Below are 17,615 nucleotides of genomic sequence, written 5' to 3'. Positions count from 1 at the left end.
CTTCCTGGCCCGCCCTGAGCACCGCGTGGCGCGCGAGGAAATCTTTGGCCCCGTGGCCTGTGTGCTGCGGGCCGACGACTACGACCACGCACTGGCCCTGGCCAATGACACGCCCTTTGGCCTGTGCGCGGGCATTTGCACCACGTCGCTCAAGCGCGCCATGCACTTCAAGCGCCACGCGGCCGTGGGCATGACCATGGTGAACCTGCCCACGGCGGGTGTGGACTTTCATGTGCCGTTTGGTGGCCGCAAGGAGTCGAGCTACGGCGCCCGCGAGCAGGGGCGCTATGCGGCCGAGTTCTACACCACCGTCAAGACGGGCTACATGCTGGCCTAGAAGGTGGGAAGGAACCCAACATGCCCGCTCATGTCGCCAAAACACTCCCGCTCGTCGTTGCAAATGCTCGCCATAGCCCGAGCTATGACTGCGCTTTGCGCCTAGAGCGGAAGCGTTTTGGCAACCTGCTCTGGCACGCTGGATTCCTTCCCACCTTCTGAACCATCCTTCATCGCATCGCTGCTTTTCCATCCCGCAACCGTCGTCAACCAACCATTACAGACAGGAGACAAGATGATGAAAATGAACCGCCGCACCGTTGCTGCCGCCTTGGCCAGCGTGCCCGTGGCCGCCCTGCTGCCCGGCGCCGCCTGGGCGCAAAAGCCCCTCGTGCTGGGCTTCAGCCAGGTGGGGGCCGAGAGCGAATGGCGCACCGCCAATACCGAGTCCATCAAGTCCGCCGCCAAAGAGGCGGGCATCGAGCTGAAGTTCTCGGACGCGCAGCAAAAGCAGGAGAACCAGATCAAGGCCATCCGCTCGTTCATCGCACAGAAGGTGGACGTGATTGCGTTCTCGCCCGTGGTGGAGTCGGGCTGGGAACCCGTGCTGCGCGAGGCCAAGGCCGCCAAGATCCCCGTGGTGCTGACCGACCGCGCGGTGAACACCAAGGACACGTCGCTGTATGTGACCTTCATGGGCTCGGACTTTGTGGAAGAAGGCCGCAAGGCCGGCCGCTGGCTGGTGGAGAAGATGAAAGACCAGAAGGGCGAGGTCAACATCGTCGAGCTGCAAGGCACCGTGGGCTCGGCCCCTGCCATCGACCGCAAGAAGGGCTTTGAAGAAGTCATCAAGGCCGACCCCAAGTTCAAGATCATCCGCAGCCAGACCGGCGACTTCACCCGTGCCAAGGGCAAGGAAGTGATGGAAGCCTTCCTGAAGGCCGAGGGCAAGAAGATCAATGTGCTGTACGCGCACAACGACGACATGGCGATTGGCGCCATCCAGGCCATCGAAGAGGCCGGCATGAAGCCCGCCAAGGACATCGTGATCATCTCCATCGACGCGGTGAAGGGCGCCTTCGAAGCCATGATCGCCGGCAAGCTCAATGTGAGTGTGGAATGCAGCCCCCTGCTGGGCCCGCAGCTGATGAGCGCCGTCAAGGACATCAAGGCTGGCAAGGCGGTGCCCAAGCGCATCGTGACGGAAGAAGGCATCTTCCCGATGGAAGTGGCGGCGAAGGAAATGCCGAACAGGAAGTATTAACCCCCTGAGGCGCTGCGCGCCTTCCCCCTTTCTCTCGCATCGCTGCGCGATGCGGGAAGGGGGACGCCACCGGCCCGGCGGGGCGGCCCTTGGGCGGTGGCTCTGGCACTGGGCCGCGACAGTTTCGTAAGGCCGTGACGCATCCAAGCGGCAATCAAATCAAAACAACATCAGGAGACAGACTCAAATGAAGCGTGCAATTTTCAAGGCCGTGTTGGCCACCGTGGCACTGGCTGCCATCGGCGCCACGTCCGTGGCATCGGCACAGGACAAGGGCACCATCGGCATCTCGATGCCCACCAAGTCCTCGGCGCGCTGGATTGCCGATGGCGACAACATGGTCAAGGTGCTCAAGGACAGGGGCTACAAGACCGACCTGCAGTACGCCGAAGACGACATCCCCAACCAGCTCGCGCAAATCGAGAACATGATCACCAAGGGCGCCAAGGTGCTGGTGATCGCGTCGATTGACGGCACCACGCTGTCCAAGGCGCTGCAAAACGCGGCCGACAAAGGCGTGAAGGTCATTGCGTACGACCGCCTCATCAAGGGATCGAAGAACGTGGACTACTACGCCACGTTCGACAACTTCCAGGTGGGTGTGCTGCAGGCCACCTCCATCGTGGACAAGCTGGGCCTCAAGCAAGGCAAGGGCCCGTTCAACATTGAACTGTTCGGCGGCTCGCCGGACGACAACAACGCCTTCTTCTTCTACGACGGCGCCATGAGCGTGCTGCAGCCCTACATCGACAGCGGCAAGCTGGTGGTGCGCAGCAAGCAGACCGGCATGAACAAGGTGGGCACGCTGCGCTGGGATGGCTCGGTGGCCCAGGCGCGCATGGACAACCTGCTGTCGGCCTACTACGGCAAGGACAAGGTGCATGCGGTGCTGTCGCCCTATGACGGCATCTCCATCGGCATCCTGTCCTCCCTCAAGGGCGTGGGCTACTGCACCGCCCAGCAGCCCTGCCCCGTGGTCAGCGGCCAAGACGCTGAGGTGCCTTCCATCAAGTCCATCCTCAAGGGCGAACAGTCTTCCACCGTGTTCAAGGACACCCGCGAGCTGGCCAAGGTGGCCGCCAACATGGTGGACGCCGTGCTGACGGGCAAGCAGCCCGAGATCAACGACACCAAGACCTACAACAACGGCGTGAAGGTGGTGCCCTCGTACCTGCTCAAGCCCGTGTCGGTGGACGTATCCAACTGGAACACGGTGCTGGTGGGCAGCGGGTACTACAAAGAGTCTCAGATCAAGTGAGCGCGAGCGGCTTCTGCATCTAAAGCCGCCGCCTGCGAATGCCACCGGGGCAGCGCAGGCGGCCTGCAACCGGGATGGGGTCAGAGGCCCCACCAACAGACTGAGAGACCATGCTTCTTGAAATGCGGAACATCCGCAAAACCTTCCCCGGCGTGGTGGCGCTGAACCAGGTCAACCTGCAGGTGCAGGCCGGGGAGATCCATGCCATCGTCGGCGAAAACGGGGCGGGCAAATCCACGCTGATGAAGGTGCTGTCGGGTGTGTATCCCCATGGCAGCTACAGCGGCCAGATCCTGTTCGACGGGCAAGAGCGCGAGTTTGCAGGCATCCGCGACAGCGAGCACCTGGGCATCATCATCATTCACCAGGAGCTGGCCCTGGTGCCCCTCCTGTCGATTGCCGAAAACATCTTTCTGGGCAACGAAACCGCGCAGCACGGCGTCATCGACTGGATGGCCGCCCACAGCCGCGCCCAGGCACTGCTGCACAAGGTGGGCCTGCGCGAATCGCCCGATACGCCGGTGGGCCAGTTGGGCGTGGGCAAGCAGCAGCTGGTGGAGATTGCCAAGGCGCTGTCGCGCAAGGTGCGCCTGCTGATCCTGGACGAGCCCACCGCCAGCCTCAACGAGAACGACAGCCAGGCCCTGCTCGACCTGCTGCTGGAGCTGAAAGCCCAGGGCATCACCTGCATCCTGATCTCGCACAAGCTCAACGAAATCTCGCGCGTGGCGGATGCCATCACCGTGCTGCGCGACGGCAGCACCGTGCAGATGTTGGACTGCCGCGAGGGCCCGGTGAGCGAAGACCGCGTGATCCAGGCCATGGTGGGCCGCGAGATGAGCGACCGCTACCCCCTGCGCCAGCCGCAAGTGGGTGACATTGTTTTTGAGGTGCGCAACTGGCGCGCCCACCACCCGCAGCGCAGCGACCGCGAGCACCTCAAGGGCATCGACCTGAATGTGCGGCGCGGCGAGATAGTGGGCATTGCGGGCCTGATGGGCGCAGGCCGCACCGAGCTGGCCATGAGCATCTTCGGCCGCTCGTGGGGCCTGCGCATCAGCGGCGAAGTGCGGCTGCACGGCCAGCCCATCGACGTGAGCACGGTGGAAAAGGCCGTACGCCACGGCCTGGCCTATGTGACCGAAGACCGCAAGGGCAATGGCCTGGTGCTGAACGAAGACATCCAGTTCAACACCTCGCTGGCCAACCTGCCGGGCGTGTCGTTCGCCAGCGTGATCGACAGCGGCCAGGAACACCGCGTGGCACAGGACTACCGCGAGAAGCTGCGCATCCGCTGCTCGGGCGTGGACCAGAAGACGCTGAACCTGTCGGGCGGCAACCAGCAAAAAGTGGTGCTGAGCAAATGGCTGTTCACCAGCCCCGAGGTGCTCATCCTCGACGAGCCCACACGCGGCATTGACGTGGGCGCCAAGTATGAGATCTACACGCTGATTGCCCAGCTGGCGGCCGAGGGCAAGTGTGTGATCGTGATCTCCTCCGAAATGCCCGAGCTGCTGGGCATCACGGACCGCATCTATGTGATGAACGAAGGCCGCTTTGTGGCCGAGATGCCAACTTCAGAGGCCTCGCAAGAAAAGATCATGCGAGCGATTGTGAAAGCCAGTTGATATGAGCCAGACCACCCATCCCCCCGCCAGCACGCTGGCCGACGGAACACCGACAACAGCGGCGCGGCACGACAAATCGCTGTTGCAACACCTGCAGCACAACCTGCGCGAATACGGCATGTTGATCACGCTGGTGGCCATCATGGGCTTCTTCCAGTACATGACCGAGGGCACGCTGATGCAGCCCTTGAACCTGACAAACCTGGTGCTGCAGAACAGCTACATCGTCATCATGGCGCTGGGCATGCTGCTGGTCATCGTGGCCGGGCACATCGACCTGTCGGTGGGCTCGGTGTGTGGCTTCATCGGCGCACTGGCGGCGGTGCTGATGGTCGAATACAACTGGCACTTTGTGCCCGCCACGCTGGTGTGCCTGCTCTGCGGCGGGCTCATTGGTGCGGTGCAGGGCAGCTTTGTGGCGTTCTCGCGCATTCCGTCGTTCATCGTCACGCTGGCGGGCATGCTGGTGTTCAAGGGCCTGGCGCTGGCGCTGCTGGCCGGTCAGTCGGTGGGGCCGTTCCCCTCGGCATTCCAGATGCTCAGCTCGGGGTTCATCCCCGACCTGTTCAGCGTGGAGGGGCTGCGCCTGACCTCGCTGCTGCTGGGCACTGCCGTGGCTGCGGCCCTGGCCGTGGGTGGACTGCGCCAGCGCGCCAACCGCCTGCGCCATGGCGTGCAGACGGAGCCTGCGGGTCTGTTCATCGCCCGCACCGTGGTGTTTGGTGGGCTGCTGGTGTACTTCAGCTACCTTCTGGCCTCGTACAAGGGCCTGCCCAATGTGCTCATCGTGATGGCGCTGCTGATCGTGCTGTTCGACTTTGTCACCAGCCGCACCACCATCGGTCGCCGCATCTATGCCATGGGCGGCAATGAGAAGGCGGCCAAGCTCTCCGGCATCAAAACCGAGCGGCTCACGCTGTATGCCTTCATCAACATGGGCGTGCTGGCAGCCCTGGCCGGTCTGGTGTTTGCGGCGCGGCTCAACACCGCCACGCCCAAGGCGGGCCTGGGTTTTGAGCTGGACGTGATCGCTGCCTGCTTCATCGGCGGCGCCTCAGCCTCGGGTGGTGTGGGCAAGGTGATGGGCGCGGTCATCGGCGCCTTTGTGATGGGCGTGATGAACAACGGCATGTCCATCCTGGGCATCGGCATCGACTACCAGCAGGTCATCAAGGGCGTCGTGCTGCTGGCCGCCGTGCTCGTGGACGTTTACAACAAGAACAAAGCGTGATGCCCCCCATGGACGCGTCCACCGCTCACGCCCCAGCCGCTCCGGTGCTGCAGCTTTCGGGAATCCACAAGCAGTTTGCGGGCATCCCCGTGCTGCGCGATGTGCAGCTCAACCTCTACCCCGGCGAGATCCATGCGCTGATGGGGCAAAACGGTGCGGGCAAGTCCACGCTGATCAAGGTGCTTACGGGCGTGCTGGAGGCCAGCGGTGGGCAGATGCGGCTGGGCGGAGAAGCGGTGTGGCCGGACTCGCCGCTGGCCGCGCAGCGCCTGGGCATCAGCACGGTGTACCAGGAGGTCAACCTCTGCCCCAACCTCTCGGTGGCCGAGAACATCTTTGCGGGCCGCTACCCGCGCTGCGGCATCGCGCAGGGTTTTCGCATCGATTGGGCCACGCTGCACCAGCGCGCCCGCCATCTGGTGGCGCGCATCGGGCTGCAGATCGACGTGACGCGCCTGCTGTCGGACTACCCCGTGGCCGTGCAGCAGCTGGTGGCGATTGCACGGGCGCTGAGCATCGAATCGCGTGTGCTGATTCTGGACGAGCCTACCTCCAGCCTGGACGACGACGAGGTGCAAAAGCTCTTTGAGGTGCTGCGCCGCTTGCGCGGCGAGGGGCTTTCCATCGTCTTTGTGACGCACTTTTTGAACCAGGTGTATGCCGTCTCCGACCGCATCACCGTGCTGCGCAATGGCAGCTGGGTGGGTGAGTGGCTGGCCAAGGACCTGAGCCCGCAGGCGTTGATTGCTGCCATGCTGGGCCGCGACATGGCGGCTGCTTCGGAGCAACCTGCACCAGCGCCCGCTGTGGACACCCGCCAAGCCACGCTGCTGCAAGCCGAGGGGTTGGGGCAGGACACGCAACTCCAACCGCTGGACCTGCAGATCCGCGCGGGCGAGGTGGTGGGCCTGGCCGGGCTGCTGGGCTCAGGCCGCACCGAGCTGGCGCGCCTGCTGTTTGGCCTGGAGCAGCCCGACCGGGGCGCGCTGCGCATCGACGGGCAGGTGGTGAAGTTTGCGAACCCCATGGACGCGATCCGCCACGGCCTGGCCCTGTGCCCCGAAGAGCGCAAGACCGACGGCATCGTGGCCGAACTGTCGGTGCGCGAGAACATTGCGCTGGCACTGCAGGCCCGAATGGGTGTGAGCAAGTTCCTCTCGCGTGCCGAGCAGACTGCGCTGGCCGAACGCTACGTGAAGTTGCTGGGCATCAAGACCGAGACGGTGGACAAGCCCATCGGCCTGCTCTCGGGTGGCAACCAGCAAAAGGCGATCCTTGCGCGCTGGATGGCCATCGAGCCGCGCCTGCTGATCCTGGACGAACCCACGCGCGGCATCGACGTGGCCGCCAAGCAGGAAATCATGGACCAGATCCTGCGTCTGGCCCAGGCGGGCATGGCCGTGCTGTTCATCTCTTCCGAAATGAGCGAGGTGGTGCGCGTGGCGCACCGCATCGTGGTGCTCCGCGACCGCCACAAGGTGGGCGAGCTGCCCGCTGGCAGCAGCGAAGACGCCGTTTACGACCTGATTGCTGCCGAACATGCTTGAACGTTCCCCTTCCCTTCTGGCGGCGTTGCTGCGACACCGCCTGGCCTGGCCGCTGATCACGCTGGCGCTGCTACTTATCGTGAACACGGTGTTCAACAGCAGCTTTCTGCACATCGAATGGCGCGACGGCCACCTGTACGGCAGCCTCATTGACATCCTGAACCGCGCCGCACCGCTGGTGCTGGTGTCGCTGGGCATGACGCTGGTGATTGCCACACGCGGCATCGATATTTCGGTGGGCGCCGTGGTCGCGATTGCCGCGGCGGTGGCCGCGTGGCTGATTGGCGGCTCGGTATCGGGCACTGAAAGCCGGTTCCCACTCCCAATCGCCATCCTGGGCGCCATCGGCATCGCACTGCTGTGCGGGCTGTGGAATGGCGTGCTGGTCGCCAAGGTGGGCATGCAGCCCATCATCGCCACGCTGATCCTTATGGTGGCGGGCCGGGGCATTGCCCAGCTCATCACCGACGGGCAGATCATCACCATCTACTACACGCCCTACTTCTTCATGGGCGGTGGGTACCTGGCAGGGCTGCCGTTCTCTGTGTTCGTAGTGGCCGCAGTCTTCGTGGTGCTGTACCTCGCCATCACGCGCACAGCGCTGGGCCTGTTCATCCAGGCAGTGGGCATCAACCCCACGGCGGCGCGGGTGGCGGGTGTGCAGGCGGGGCGGCTTATCGTGGCCGCGTACGTTTTCTGCGGCGTCTGCGCAGGCATTGCGGGGCTGCTGATCAGCTCCAACGTGAAGAGCGCGGATGGCAACAACGCTGGGCAGCTGCTGGAGCTGGACGCCATCCTGGCCGTTACGCTGGGTGGCACCGCCCTCACCGGAGGCCGCTTCAGCCTGGTGGGCAGCGTGATCGGCGCGCTCATCATCCAGACGCTGACCTACGCCATCTACTCGCTGGGCGTGCCGCCCGAGATCAACCTGGTGGTGAAGGCCGTGGTGGTGTTCATCGTGATGCTGCTGCAGTCGCCCGAGTTCCGGGCGCAAGTGGGCGCCCTGGCACGCCGCCCCGGCGCGGGAGCTTTGCAATGAGCGCCGTACCCAAGACCGCAGGCTTCGGCACCGTGACCCACCCTGCCCCACAGGCCCCCGCCGAGCGCGCGCGGTTCAACCCCAAGTACCTGCCGCTGGCCGCCACCATCTCGCTGTTCGTGGCCATGGCCACGCTGGGCTCGGTGCTGTACACCGGGTTCTTCTCGGCCCAGGTGTTCCTCAACCTGCTGATCGACAACGCCTTCCTCATCATCGTGGCGGTGGGCATGACGTTTGTGATCCTGTCGGGCGGCATCGACCTCTCGGTGGGCTCCGTGGTGGCGCTGACCACCATGGTGCTGGCCGCGCTGGTGGAACACCGGGGCTGGAACCCGCTAGCCGCCATCCCGCTGGTGCTGCTGATGGGCACCGCGTTTGGCGCGTTCATGGGGTTCCTGATTGAACGCTTTCGGCTGCAGCCCTTCATCGTCACGCTGGCAGGCATGTTCCTGGCGCGGGGGCTGTGCTACCTGATCAGCATCGACTCGATCAGCATCACCCACGAGGGCTACTCCGAGCTGGCCCAGTGGCGCCTGCCGCTGTGGGAAGGCGCATCCCTATCGCTGGGCGCGCTCATCGCCATCGCCGTGCTGCTGGTGGCCCTGTTCGTGGCGCACTGCACGCCGTTTGGCCGCAGCGTGTATGCGGTGGGCGGCAGCGAGCACTCGGCCGTGCTCATGGGCCTGTCGGTGCGCCGCACGCTCATTGGCGTCTACACGCTGTCGGGCTTTTGCTCAGCGCTGGCGGGCGTGGTGTTCACGTTCTACATGCTCTCGGGCTATGGCCTGCATGCCGTGGGCATGGAGCTGGACGCGATTGCCGCCGTGGTCATTGGCGGAACGCTGCTCACCGGTGGCGTGGGCTATGTGGCGGGCACGCTGTTTGGCGTGCTCATGCTCGGAATCATCCAGACCCTGATTTCCTTCGACGGCACGCTCAGCTCCTGGTGGACACGCATCGTCGTTGGTGTGCTGCTGTTCGCTTTCTGTCTGCTGCAGCGGCTGCTTTCGCGCCGCTCGGGCAAGGCCCGTTGACTCTTCATTTCTCCTCTTTCTCTCGCACCCCACCATGACCACCCCCAAGCGCAAACTCCGCTCCGCCGAATGGTTCGGCACGGCCGACAAAAACGGCTTCATGTACCGCAGCTGGATGAAGAACCAGGGCATCCCCGACCACGCGTTCGACGGCCGCCCCGTGATCGGCATCTGCAACACCTGGTCCGAACTCACGCCCTGCAACGCCCACTTTCGCAAGATCGCCGAGCATGTGAAGCGCGGCATCTACGAGGCGGGTGGCTTCCCCGTCGAATTCCCGGTGTTCTCCAACGGCGAATCCAACCTGCGGCCCACGGCCATGCTCACGCGCAACCTGGCCAGCATGGACGTGGAAGAGGCCATTCGCGGTAACCCTATCGACGCCGTGGTGCTGCTGGTGGGCTGCGACAAGACCACGCCTGCCCTGCTGATGGGCGCGGCCAGCTGCGATGTGCCCGCCATCGTGGTCACGGGCGGGCCCATGCTCAACGGCAAGCTCGACGGCAAGGACATCGGTTCGGGCACCGCCGTATGGCGCCTGCACGAATCGTTGAAAGCCGGCGAGATCAACGAGCACCAGTTCTTCGCGGCCGAGGCCGGCATGTCGCGCTCAGCGGGCACCTGCAACACCATGGGCACGGCCAGCACCATGGCGTGCATGGCTGAATCGCTGGGCACATCGCTGCCGCACAACGCAGCCATCCCGGCGGTGGACTCGCGCCGGTATGTGCTGGCCCACATGTCGGGCAAGCGCATTGTGGAGATGGCACACGAAGGGCTCACGCTCTCCAAGATCCTGACCCGCGAGGCGTTTGAGAACGCGATCCGCACCAATGCGGCCATCGGCGGATCGACCAATGCGGTCATCCACCTCAAGGCCATCGCGGGCCGCATCGGCGTGCAGCTGGACCTGGAGGACTGGACGCGCATTGGCCGTGGCACGCCCACGCTGGTGGACCTGCAGCCCTCGGGCCGCTTCCTGATGGAAGAGTTCTACTACGCGGGCGGCCTGCCCGCCGTGCTGCGGCGCCTGGGCGAGAACGGCCTGCTGCCCCACCCCAACGCACTCACCGTCAACGGCAAGAGCCTGTGGGACAACGTGCGCGAAGCCCCGCAATACAACGACAAGGTGATCCGCCCGATCAACAACCCGCTGATTGCCGACGGTGGCATCTGCATCCTGCGCGGCAACCTGGCGCCGCGTGGCGCGGTGCTCAAGCCCTCCGCCGCCTCGCCCGAACTGCTCAAGCACCGGGGCCGCGCTGTGGTGTTCGAGAACCTGGAGCACTACAAGGAGCGCATCGTCGATGAGAACCTGGACATCGACGCGAGCTGCGTGATGGTGCTCAAGAACTGCGGCCCCAAGGGCTACCCCGGCATGGCCGAGGTGGGCAACATGGGCCTGCCCCCGAAGCTGCTGCGCCAGGGCGTGAAGGACATGGTGCGCATCTCCGACGCCCGCATGAGCGGCACCGCCTACGGCACCGTGGTGCTGCACGTGGCGCCCGAGGCGGCAGCCGGTGGCCCGCTGGCTGCTGTGCGCGATGGCGACTTCATTGAGCTGGACTGCGAGAACGGCCGCCTGCACCTGGACATCAGCGACGAGGAACTGGCAGCACGCCTGGCCGCATTGGCTGGCACGGACAACGGCGGACGCGGCGGCTACCAGCGGCTGTATGTGGACCACGTACTGCAGGCGGACGATGGTTGCGACTTTGACTTCTTGGTCGGCTGCCGGGGGGCTGCCGTGCCCCGCCACTCGCATTGATGTGCCCCAATGAGGGGCTCGTCGCAGTCAATTGCTACAGATTCAATAGCTACCAGCGCTTATTCAACTGGCGCTATAGGCATATTTCACTCAAATTCTTACCCGCACCCGCCATGCCAGCCACCCATTCCCTCCAGAACCCTCGCTACCGCGGCATCTTCCCCGTCGTGCCCACCACCTTCCACGAAGACGGCACGCTCGACCTCGACAGCCAGAAGCGCTGCCTCGACTTCATGATCGACGCCGGTGTGGATGGCGTCTGCATCCTGGCCAACTTCTCCGAGCAGTTCTCGCTGTCCGATGCCGAGCGCGAAGTCCTCACCCGCACATCGCTGGAGCACGTGGCGGGCCGCGTGCCGGTCATCGTCACCACCACCCACTACGGCACCCGCGTGTGCGCCGAGCGCAGCCGCGCCGCGCAGGACATGGGCGCCGCCATGGTGATGGTCATGCCGCCGTATCACGGTGCCACCTTCCGCGTGCCCGAGGCGCAGATCTACGAGTTCTATGCCCGTGTGTCCGACGCGATCCGCATTCCGATCATGGTGCAGGACGCACCCGCCAGCGGCACCGTGCTGTCGGCTCCTTTCCTGGCCCGCATGGCGCAGGAGATTGAAAACCTGGCCTACTTCAAGATCGAAGTGCCCGGCGCCGCCAGCAAGCTGCGCGAGCTGATCCGCCTGGGTGGAGACGCCATCGAAGGCCCGTGGGACGGCGAAGAGGCCATCACCCTGCTGGCCGACCTGGATGCGGGCGCCACGGGCGCGATGACGGGTGGCGCCTTCCCCGACGGCATTCGCCCCATCATCGAGGCGCACCGCCAGGGTGACATGGACCAGGCGTTTGCGCTCTACCAGCGCTGGTTGCCGCTCATCAACCACGAGAACCGCCAGGGCGGCATCCTCACAGCCAAGGCGCTGATGAAGGAAGGCGGCGTGATCGCCTGCGAGGCAGGCCGCCACCCCTTCCCGGCCATGCACCCCGAAGTGCGGCGCGGCCTGATCGACATCGCACGGCGGCTGGACCCGCTGGTGCTGCGCTGGGCGCGTTAAGCAGGACACCCATGGTGCCTGCACGTTATCTGGTGCCCGCCGAGGCGGGCCTGATTGCCCTGGACTGGGGCACCAGCGCATTGCGCGCCTTCCGCATGGGCGCACATGGCGAGGTGCTGGAGACCCGGCACCGCCCCTGGGGCATCATGAACCTGCCCCCCGCCACTGCAAGCGTGGCAGACGGCGAACCCAGCGCCGCGTTTGAATGCGCACTGCAAGACACCTGCGGCGACTGGCTGGCCGCCGCCCCCGGCCTGCCCCTGCTGGCCTGCGGCATGGTGGGTAGCGCCCAGGGCTGGCGCGAGGCCAAGTACCTGTCGACGCCCACCTCGCTCGATGCATTGGCGCGGGGCCTGGCGCTGGTGGCGCGGCGCGACGGCCCGCCGCTGCACATCGTGCCGGGCCTGTTGCAGCAGGGCGCGCTGCCCAACGTGATGCGCGGCGAAGAAACCCAGGTGCTGGGCGTGCTGGCGGGCCTTGCGCTGCCTGCGGATGCGCCCGTGCTCATCGGCCTGCCCGGCACCCACAGCAAATGGGTGCTGGCACGCCGGGGCCGCATCGAACAGTTCCACACCTTTATGACCGGCGAGGTGTTTGCCGCACTGCGCGGCCACACGATTCTGGGCAAGACCATGCAGGCCGCAGCGGCACCCGACGACGATGCCTTTGCGCGCGGGCTGGAGGTGGCGCGGGGCAGCGATGCCGCGCTGGGACTGCTCTCGCACATCTTCAGCACCCGCACGCTGGGGCTGACCGGCGCGCTGGCGCCTACCGCGCAGGCGGACTACCTCTCGGGCCTGCTGATCGGGCACGAGGTGGCCAGCCTGGCACGCGCACAGGATCAAACCCCAACAACACCACAAACGCTGGTGCTGTGCGGCGAGCCCGACCTGTGCCGCCGCTACGCCGTAGCGCTGCAGACCTGTGGCTTTGCCGCCCCCGCCATCGCCACGCAGGCCACGGCCACCGGGCTGTGGCAGATCGCGCTGGCGGCAGGGCTGGTCGTTGCGCCCGCACCCTCCTCCTCCTCACACCCCTTCACCGCCGGGAGTCTGGCTGCATGAACCCCATCGACAAAGCCCTTTTTCACATCCTGCAGCGCTGCGGGCTCATCGCCATCCTGCGGGGCGTGCAGCCGCACGAGGTGGTGGCCATCGGCCACGCGCTGTACGACGCGGGGTTTCGAATCATCGAAGTGCCGCTCAACTCCCCCGAGCCGCTGGCCAGCATCCGCGCGCTGCGCGATGCACTGCCTGCCGACTGCCTCGTGGGCGCAGGCACCGTGCTCTCCATCGATGCCGTGGCCGATGTGGCGGCAGCCGGCGGGCAGATCATCGTCATGCCCCACAGCAACCCCGATGTGATCCGGGCCGCCCGCGCCGCCGGCATGGCCTGCGCGCCCGGCGTGGCCACGCTGACCGAGGCCTATGCCGCGCTGGCGGCGGGCGCCAACATGCTCAAGCTCTTTCCGGCCGAGGCGCTGCCGCCCCATGTGCTCAAGGCCTGGCGCGCCGTCATCACGCCGCCCATGGCGCTGGTGCCCGTGGGCGGCATCGTGCCCGAGAGCATCGCGCCCTATGCGGCCGCTGGCGCCAGCGGCTTTGGCCTGGGATCGGCCCTGTACCGGCCCGGTGACCAGGCCCCCGAGGTGGCGCACAAGGCTGCAGCGTTTGCGCGGGCGTGGCAGGCGTCCTTTGGCACCGCGCCCGCCACGGCCTGAACCGCCCCCTTACTCGTTCCAGACAACCCAGCACTTCTGAACCGACTGCCCGTCCCCATGAAGATCACCCGACTCACCACGTTCATCGTCCCGCCGCGCTGGTGCTTCCTCAAAATAGAAACCGACGAAGGCATCACCGGCTGGGGCGAGCCCGTGCTGGAAGGTCGCGCGCACACCGTGGCCGCTGCGGTCGATGAACTGGCCGACTACCTCATTGGCAAAGACCCACGCCACATCGAAGACCACTGGACCGTGCTGTACCGGGGCGGCTTTTACCGGGGCGGCGGCGTGCACATGAGCGCGCTGGCCGGCATCGACCAGGCGCTGTGGGACATCAAGGGCAAGGCGCTGGGCGTGCCCGTGTCCGAGCTGCTGGGGGGCCATGTGCGCAGCCACATCAAGGTCTACAGCTGGATCGGCGGAGACCGCCCCAGCGAAACGGCCGCCGCCGCCCAGGCCGCCGTGGCACGCGGCTTTACCGCCGTGAAGATGAATGGCACCGAAGAGGTGCAGTACGTGGACAGCTACGACAAGGTGGAGCGCTGCCTGCAAAACGTTGCCGCCGTGCGCGAGGCCGTGGGCCCGAACGTCGGCATTGGCGTGGACTTTCACGGCCGCGTGCACAGGCCCATGGCCAAGGTGCTGGTCAAGGAGCTGGAGCCCTACAAGCTCATGTTCATCGAAGAGCCTGTGCTGAGCGAACATGAAGAGGCGCTGAAGGAGATCGCCCGCATCTCATCCACCCCCATTGCCCTGGGCGAGCGTCTGTACTCGCGCTGGGACTTCAAGCGCGTGCTGCAAGGCGGCTATGCGGACATCATCCAGCCCGACCCCTCGCACGCAGGCGGCATCACCGAAACCCGCAAGATCGCCAGCATGGCCGAGGCCTACGACGTAGCCCTGGCCCTGCACTGCCCGCTGGGCCCGATTGCACTGGCGGCCAACCTGCAGCTGGATGCGGTTTGCTACAACGCCTTCATCCAGGAGCAGAGCCTGGGCATCCACTACAACCAGGCCAACGACCTGATGGACTATGTGTCCAACCCCGGGGTGTTTGCGTACCAGGACGGGATGGTCGCCATCCCCACCGGGCCGGGTCTAGGGATTGAGGTGAACGAAGACTATGTGCGCGAGCGGGCGCAGGAGGGGCACCGGTGGAGGAACCCGGTGTGGCGGCACCGGGATGGGAGCTTTGCGGAGTGGTAAGCGAGTTGGGCGCCTTGTTATTGATGCGGCGCGGTTTACTCCAGAGTATCGATGGCGCTGTACCTCAGCTTGCCCAGGGCTTCGGCAGCCTCGGCTCGAACGGGGCTCATGAATGGATTGCGCCAGATCAATAGGCCAGGAGCAGTCGCCCAGTTTCATCTTTCGAACGCTTGCTGGTACGGGGATGACTCTGTCAGCTCAGAGAAAGTCAGAGCGGTTTGGGCAAATCACAGGCTGCAAAAAACGCCACACGAGCTTCATCAAGCACCTCGACAAGCTCGTCTGCAACAAACTGTCTGCTTCCGATTTCAAGCAAACCTTCGCCTTGCAACACGTGTGCCAGCCGGTAAGCCCGCTCTAACAAGGCTGCAGCCTCAAGCAACTCCTTTTGTCCGCTCATACTGTGTCAGTGTGCCTGGATCAGATTGGCAGCACCCAATCCGAGGAACACCATAAAAAGTGCCTTCTGGAAGACGGGGCCGACAAGGCGGCTACGTAGCAGCTCACCAAGCTTGAGCCCGCAAAATGCGCCGATCAATGCTCCACCGACTGCAATAGCAACAGACGACGAGATCAACCCCAAAGGGGCGGACATCTGCACTTTCACGGCGAGCGACAGAGTGGCCACGGTGAATGAAAGGCCCAGCGCTTGCACCATCTCGTCCTTGCCCAGCCGCAGCGTCTGCAAGTAGGGAACCCAGGGCAATACGAAGACGGCCGTGAGTGCCGTCACGAACCCGGTGGCCGCGCCTGTCGGCAGGCTGAGCCATTTGCTGGTGAGTGAAAGATCGGGCAGCTGAGGTCGCCACAAGCCCCAGATGCCATAGGCCATGAGAATCACGCCCAGCCAGCCCTTGGTCGTTTGTGCGGAAACGGCGTCCCCCAGACCGGGCGCGCTCACAGTCACGATCGCGATTGCCAGCCAACCGGGCCACAGCCGGGATACCAGCGAGCGCAGGTGAGGGCCACGGCATTGCGCGATATTGGTTGCCAGCGAGGGTATGACCAACAGTGCGGCGGCTTGCACAGGGGGCATCCACAGCCCGAGCAAGCTCACGGCTACTGTAGGCAGCCCCATGCCGGTGACGCCCTTCACACCACCGGCCAGAACGAAAACAACGACCACCATCAAGAGCTGCAATATGTCCATGCCCTATGGTGTGTGCATGGCCCAAGTGCTGTCCATCGGATAGCAGTGAACAGATCCTTCGCGTATTCCGTAGGATGGCGGTCATGAGTACCCCTAAGCGCCGCACCACGGATTACCGCGTTGATCCGTTTGACCTGCACCTCTTTGCCGCCGTGATGGAGCATGGAACCATCACTGCCGCTGCTTCGTCCGTGAATCTGTCGTTGGCTGCGGCCAGCGCTCGCCTCAAAGGTCTTGAAGACGCGACCGGTTCGCGGTTGTTGGAGCGGTCCAAATCGGGCGCAATACCCACCGATGCGGGACGCGCTCTGCTGCGCCATGCCAACCGCGTGCTGGCTGAGCTCGAATCGCTGCATGTAGAGATGGCGAGCTTTGGTCATGGATTGCGCGGGACCGTTCGGCTGCTGTGCAACACAGCCGCCATGTCCGAGAGCCTTCCGCGCACGATTGGCCAATTCTTGGTGAAGACCCCTGATCTTGATGTGGACGTGCAAGAGCTTTCGAGCGAGGCGGTCGTAGAGGCATTGCGCCGTGGCACCGCCGACCTGGGCATCGTCGCCGATTACGTGGACACCACTGGGCTGCTTGTGCAGCCATGGGTCGATGACCGTCTGGTGGCACTCTTGCCAAAGCGCTGGTCTTTGGGCCGCCGCCGCTCCGTGGCGTATGGCGAATTGCTAGAGCATCCCTTTGTGGGTTTGGCCCGGGAGAGTGGACTCAGCCGCTTTCTGGCAGCACAGGCCAGTCGCAGTGGCCGGGTCCCGCGCCATCGGGTGCGTCTGGGCGGATTTGACGCTGTCGCGCAATTGGTAGCCGAAGGCGTGGGAGTGGCCGTCATGTCCGAGAGCGCGGCTGCGCGCTTTGCCACGTCAGGCACCCAGATCCTAGGACTATCTGATGCTTGGTCTCGGAGAAAGCTGCTCGTTTGCATGACCCCGGCAGGCAGCGAACTACCCAGCGTGAGCGCGCTGGGCAATGCGCTGATGACAGCGCGACAGCAGGTTGGGAGCCGGTGAGCAGAGGACGTTGGTAGGGTATGGAATAAGGATTGCAGTTGCCCGGTAGCCTGCTATCAGCGTCAGAACACTGACCGGCTGCAAACCCTGCGCTGCAGCCTCTCGCAACCGCTTCCAATTTTCCTGCGGCATAGACGGCCACGCGACAACAACTTCCGGTTGTTAGCCCAATGGCGGGCAGGAGCGTCCTCATTCAGGCCCCTGGTGACTCATTGCTTCTCCCTCGGAATGGCAACGAGGGAATGCTCACATTTCAATAGCTGTTAGCACCCACCCATATTGCGCCAGGTGCCGATCACACCCCCAACTCCTCTGCAACCCTGTTCTACCCTTGTCCAAAAAACAGTCCCTCCCAGACACTGTGATTAAAATCAGTGTGACGCCAGCCCTACCACCCCACCATGACGGCGCTGCCCTCCCCCACTT

Annotated in this window: 16 protein-coding genes; 14 read left to right on the top strand and 2 right to left on the bottom strand. The window is 64.8% G+C overall.

Annotated features, from left to right (window positions below; translation table 11 throughout):
- The 13 genes from AC07X4_RS21690 to dgoD form a co-directional block, all read left to right on the top strand.
- Positions 1 to 337, top strand: a 337-nt coding sequence (locus tag AC07X4_RS21690) for an aldehyde dehydrogenase family protein (RefSeq protein WP_494741282.1), incomplete at its 5' end; no start/stop codon positions are given.
- 237 nt (positions 338 to 574) lie between these two features.
- Positions 575 to 1,540 (top strand): ABC transporter substrate-binding protein, encoded by a 966-nt coding sequence (locus AC07X4_RS21685; RefSeq protein ID WP_137746565.1) that lies wholly within the window; start codon positions 575 to 577, stop codon positions 1,538 to 1,540.
- Between the two features lie 187 nt (positions 1,541 to 1,727).
- Positions 1,728 to 2,798 (top strand): multiple monosaccharide ABC transporter substrate-binding protein, encoded by a 1,071-nt coding sequence (gene chvE, locus AC07X4_RS21680; protein WP_056067543.1) that lies wholly within the window; start codon positions 1,728 to 1,730, stop codon positions 2,796 to 2,798.
- A 110-nt stretch (positions 2,799 to 2,908) separates the two neighbouring features.
- Positions 2,909 to 4,426, top strand: coding sequence for a multiple monosaccharide ABC transporter ATP-binding protein (gene mmsA / locus AC07X4_RS21675; protein WP_494741281.1), 1,518 nt, complete (start codon positions 2,909 to 2,911; stop codon positions 4,424 to 4,426).
- A gap of 1 nt (position 4,427) precedes the next feature.
- Complete coding sequence (gene mmsB / locus AC07X4_RS21670) at positions 4,428 to 5,657, top strand: multiple monosaccharide ABC transporter permease (protein WP_494741280.1); 1,230 nt, start codon at positions 4,428 to 4,430, stop codon at positions 5,655 to 5,657.
- A complete protein-coding gene (locus AC07X4_RS21665) occupies positions 5,657 to 7,204 on the top strand; it encodes a sugar ABC transporter ATP-binding protein (protein ID WP_494741279.1) in 1,548 nt (515 codons plus the stop codon). The genes mmsB and AC07X4_RS21665 overlap by 1 nt, the downstream gene beginning before the upstream one ends.
- Entirely contained in the window at positions 7,197 to 8,243 is a 1,047-nt protein-coding gene (locus tag AC07X4_RS21660) for an ABC transporter permease (protein WP_494741278.1), read from the top strand. The genes AC07X4_RS21665 and AC07X4_RS21660 overlap by 8 nt, the downstream gene beginning before the upstream one ends.
- Positions 8,240 to 9,277: a galactofuranose ABC transporter, permease protein YjfF gene (gene yjfF, locus AC07X4_RS21655; protein WP_494741277.1), complete on the top strand. Its 1,038-nt coding sequence runs from the start codon at positions 8,240 to 8,242 to the stop codon at positions 9,275 to 9,277. The genes AC07X4_RS21660 and yjfF overlap by 4 nt, the downstream gene beginning before the upstream one ends.
- 34 nt (positions 9,278 to 9,311) lie before the next feature.
- Positions 9,312 to 11,045 carry an IlvD/Edd family dehydratase gene (locus AC07X4_RS21650; protein WP_494741276.1) on the top strand — a complete coding sequence of 578 codons (1,734 nt, stop codon included), beginning with the start codon at positions 9,312 to 9,314 and terminating at the stop codon, positions 11,043 to 11,045.
- 113 nt (positions 11,046 to 11,158) lie between these two features.
- The gene (locus tag AC07X4_RS21645; protein ID WP_494741275.1) at positions 11,159 to 12,097 is read left to right on the top strand and encodes a dihydrodipicolinate synthase family protein; all 939 of its coding nucleotides are present in this window, start codon (positions 11,159 to 11,161) and stop codon (positions 12,095 to 12,097) included.
- Between the two features lie 11 nt (positions 12,098 to 12,108).
- Entirely contained in the window at positions 12,109 to 13,161 is a 1,053-nt protein-coding gene (locus tag AC07X4_RS21640) for a 2-dehydro-3-deoxygalactonokinase (RefSeq protein WP_494741274.1), read from the top strand.
- Positions 13,158 to 13,817, top strand: coding sequence for a 2-dehydro-3-deoxy-6-phosphogalactonate aldolase (locus AC07X4_RS21635; protein ID WP_494741273.1), 660 nt, complete (start codon positions 13,158 to 13,160; stop codon positions 13,815 to 13,817). Before AC07X4_RS21640 ends, AC07X4_RS21635 begins: the two co-directional genes overlap by 4 nt.
- Positions 13,818 to 13,874: 57 nt before the next feature.
- The gene (dgoD, locus tag AC07X4_RS21630) at positions 13,875 to 15,023 is read left to right on the top strand and encodes a galactonate dehydratase (protein ID WP_494741272.1); all 1,149 of its coding nucleotides are present in this window, start codon (positions 13,875 to 13,877) and stop codon (positions 15,021 to 15,023) included.
- 208 nt (positions 15,024 to 15,231) lie between these two features.
- Here the strand turns inward: dgoD and AC07X4_RS21625 are convergent, their stop codons facing one another.
- A complete protein-coding gene (locus AC07X4_RS21625) occupies positions 15,232 to 15,423 on the bottom strand; it encodes a hypothetical protein (RefSeq protein WP_056067526.1) in 192 nt (63 codons plus the stop codon).
- A 6-nt stretch (positions 15,424 to 15,429) separates the two neighbouring features.
- On the bottom strand, positions 15,430 to 16,173 hold the full coding sequence (locus AC07X4_RS21620; RefSeq protein WP_494741271.1) for a sulfite exporter TauE/SafE family protein: 744 nt from the start codon (positions 16,171 to 16,173) through the stop codon (positions 15,430 to 15,432).
- An 83-nt stretch (positions 16,174 to 16,256) separates the two neighbouring features.
- Here AC07X4_RS21620 and AC07X4_RS21615 point away from each other — a divergent pair, with 83 nt between their 5' ends.
- Positions 16,257 to 17,189: a LysR family transcriptional regulator gene (locus AC07X4_RS21615; protein WP_494741270.1), complete on the top strand. Its 933-nt coding sequence runs from the start codon at positions 16,257 to 16,259 to the stop codon at positions 17,187 to 17,189.
- Positions 17,190 to 17,615: the final 426 nt, after the last annotated feature.

Source organism: Acidovorax sp. GW460-11-11-14-LB4, assembly GCF_059423685.1.
The sequence above is the reverse complement of the archived record's forward strand: the minus strand, read 5'-3'. Positions and strand labels throughout refer to the sequence as shown.

What these genes read in the sequence shown, in the direction of transcription:
- AC07X4_RS21685 (WP_137746565.1), top strand. Translation starts at nt 575, where the DNA reads ATGAAAATGAACCGCCGCACCGTTGCTGCCGCCTTGGCCAGCGTGCCC.
- chvE (WP_056067543.1), top strand. Translation starts at nt 1,728, where the DNA reads ATGAAGCGTGCAATTTTCAAGGCCGTGTTGGCCACCGTGGCACTGGCT.
- mmsA (WP_494741281.1), top strand. Translation starts at nt 2,909, where the DNA reads ATGCTTCTTGAAATGCGGAACATCCGCAAAACCTTCCCCGGCGTGGTG.
- mmsB (WP_494741280.1), top strand. Translation starts at nt 4,428, where the DNA reads ATGAGCCAGACCACCCATCCCCCCGCCAGCACGCTGGCCGACGGAACA.
- AC07X4_RS21665 (WP_494741279.1), top strand. Translation starts at nt 5,657, where the DNA reads ATGCCCCCCATGGACGCGTCCACCGCTCACGCCCCAGCCGCTCCGGTG.
- AC07X4_RS21660 (WP_494741278.1), top strand. Translation starts at nt 7,197, where the DNA reads ATGCTTGAACGTTCCCCTTCCCTTCTGGCGGCGTTGCTGCGACACCGC.
- yjfF (WP_494741277.1), top strand. Translation starts at nt 8,240, where the DNA reads ATGAGCGCCGTACCCAAGACCGCAGGCTTCGGCACCGTGACCCACCCT.
- AC07X4_RS21650 (WP_494741276.1), top strand. Translation starts at nt 9,312, where the DNA reads ATGACCACCCCCAAGCGCAAACTCCGCTCCGCCGAATGGTTCGGCACG.
- AC07X4_RS21645 (WP_494741275.1), top strand. Translation starts at nt 11,159, where the DNA reads ATGCCAGCCACCCATTCCCTCCAGAACCCTCGCTACCGCGGCATCTTC.
- AC07X4_RS21640 (WP_494741274.1), top strand. Translation starts at nt 12,109, where the DNA reads ATGGTGCCTGCACGTTATCTGGTGCCCGCCGAGGCGGGCCTGATTGCC.
- AC07X4_RS21635 (WP_494741273.1), top strand. Translation starts at nt 13,158, where the DNA reads ATGAACCCCATCGACAAAGCCCTTTTTCACATCCTGCAGCGCTGCGGG.
- dgoD (WP_494741272.1), top strand. Translation starts at nt 13,875, where the DNA reads ATGAAGATCACCCGACTCACCACGTTCATCGTCCCGCCGCGCTGGTGC.
- AC07X4_RS21625 (WP_056067526.1), bottom strand. Translation starts at nt 15,423, where the DNA reads ATGAGCGGACAAAAGGAGTTGCTTGAGGCTGCAGCCTTGTTAGAGCGG.
- AC07X4_RS21620 (WP_494741271.1), bottom strand. Translation starts at nt 16,173, where the DNA reads ATGGACATATTGCAGCTCTTGATGGTGGTCGTTGTTTTCGTTCTGGCC.
- AC07X4_RS21615 (WP_494741270.1), top strand. Translation starts at nt 16,257, where the DNA reads ATGAGTACCCCTAAGCGCCGCACCACGGATTACCGCGTTGATCCGTTT.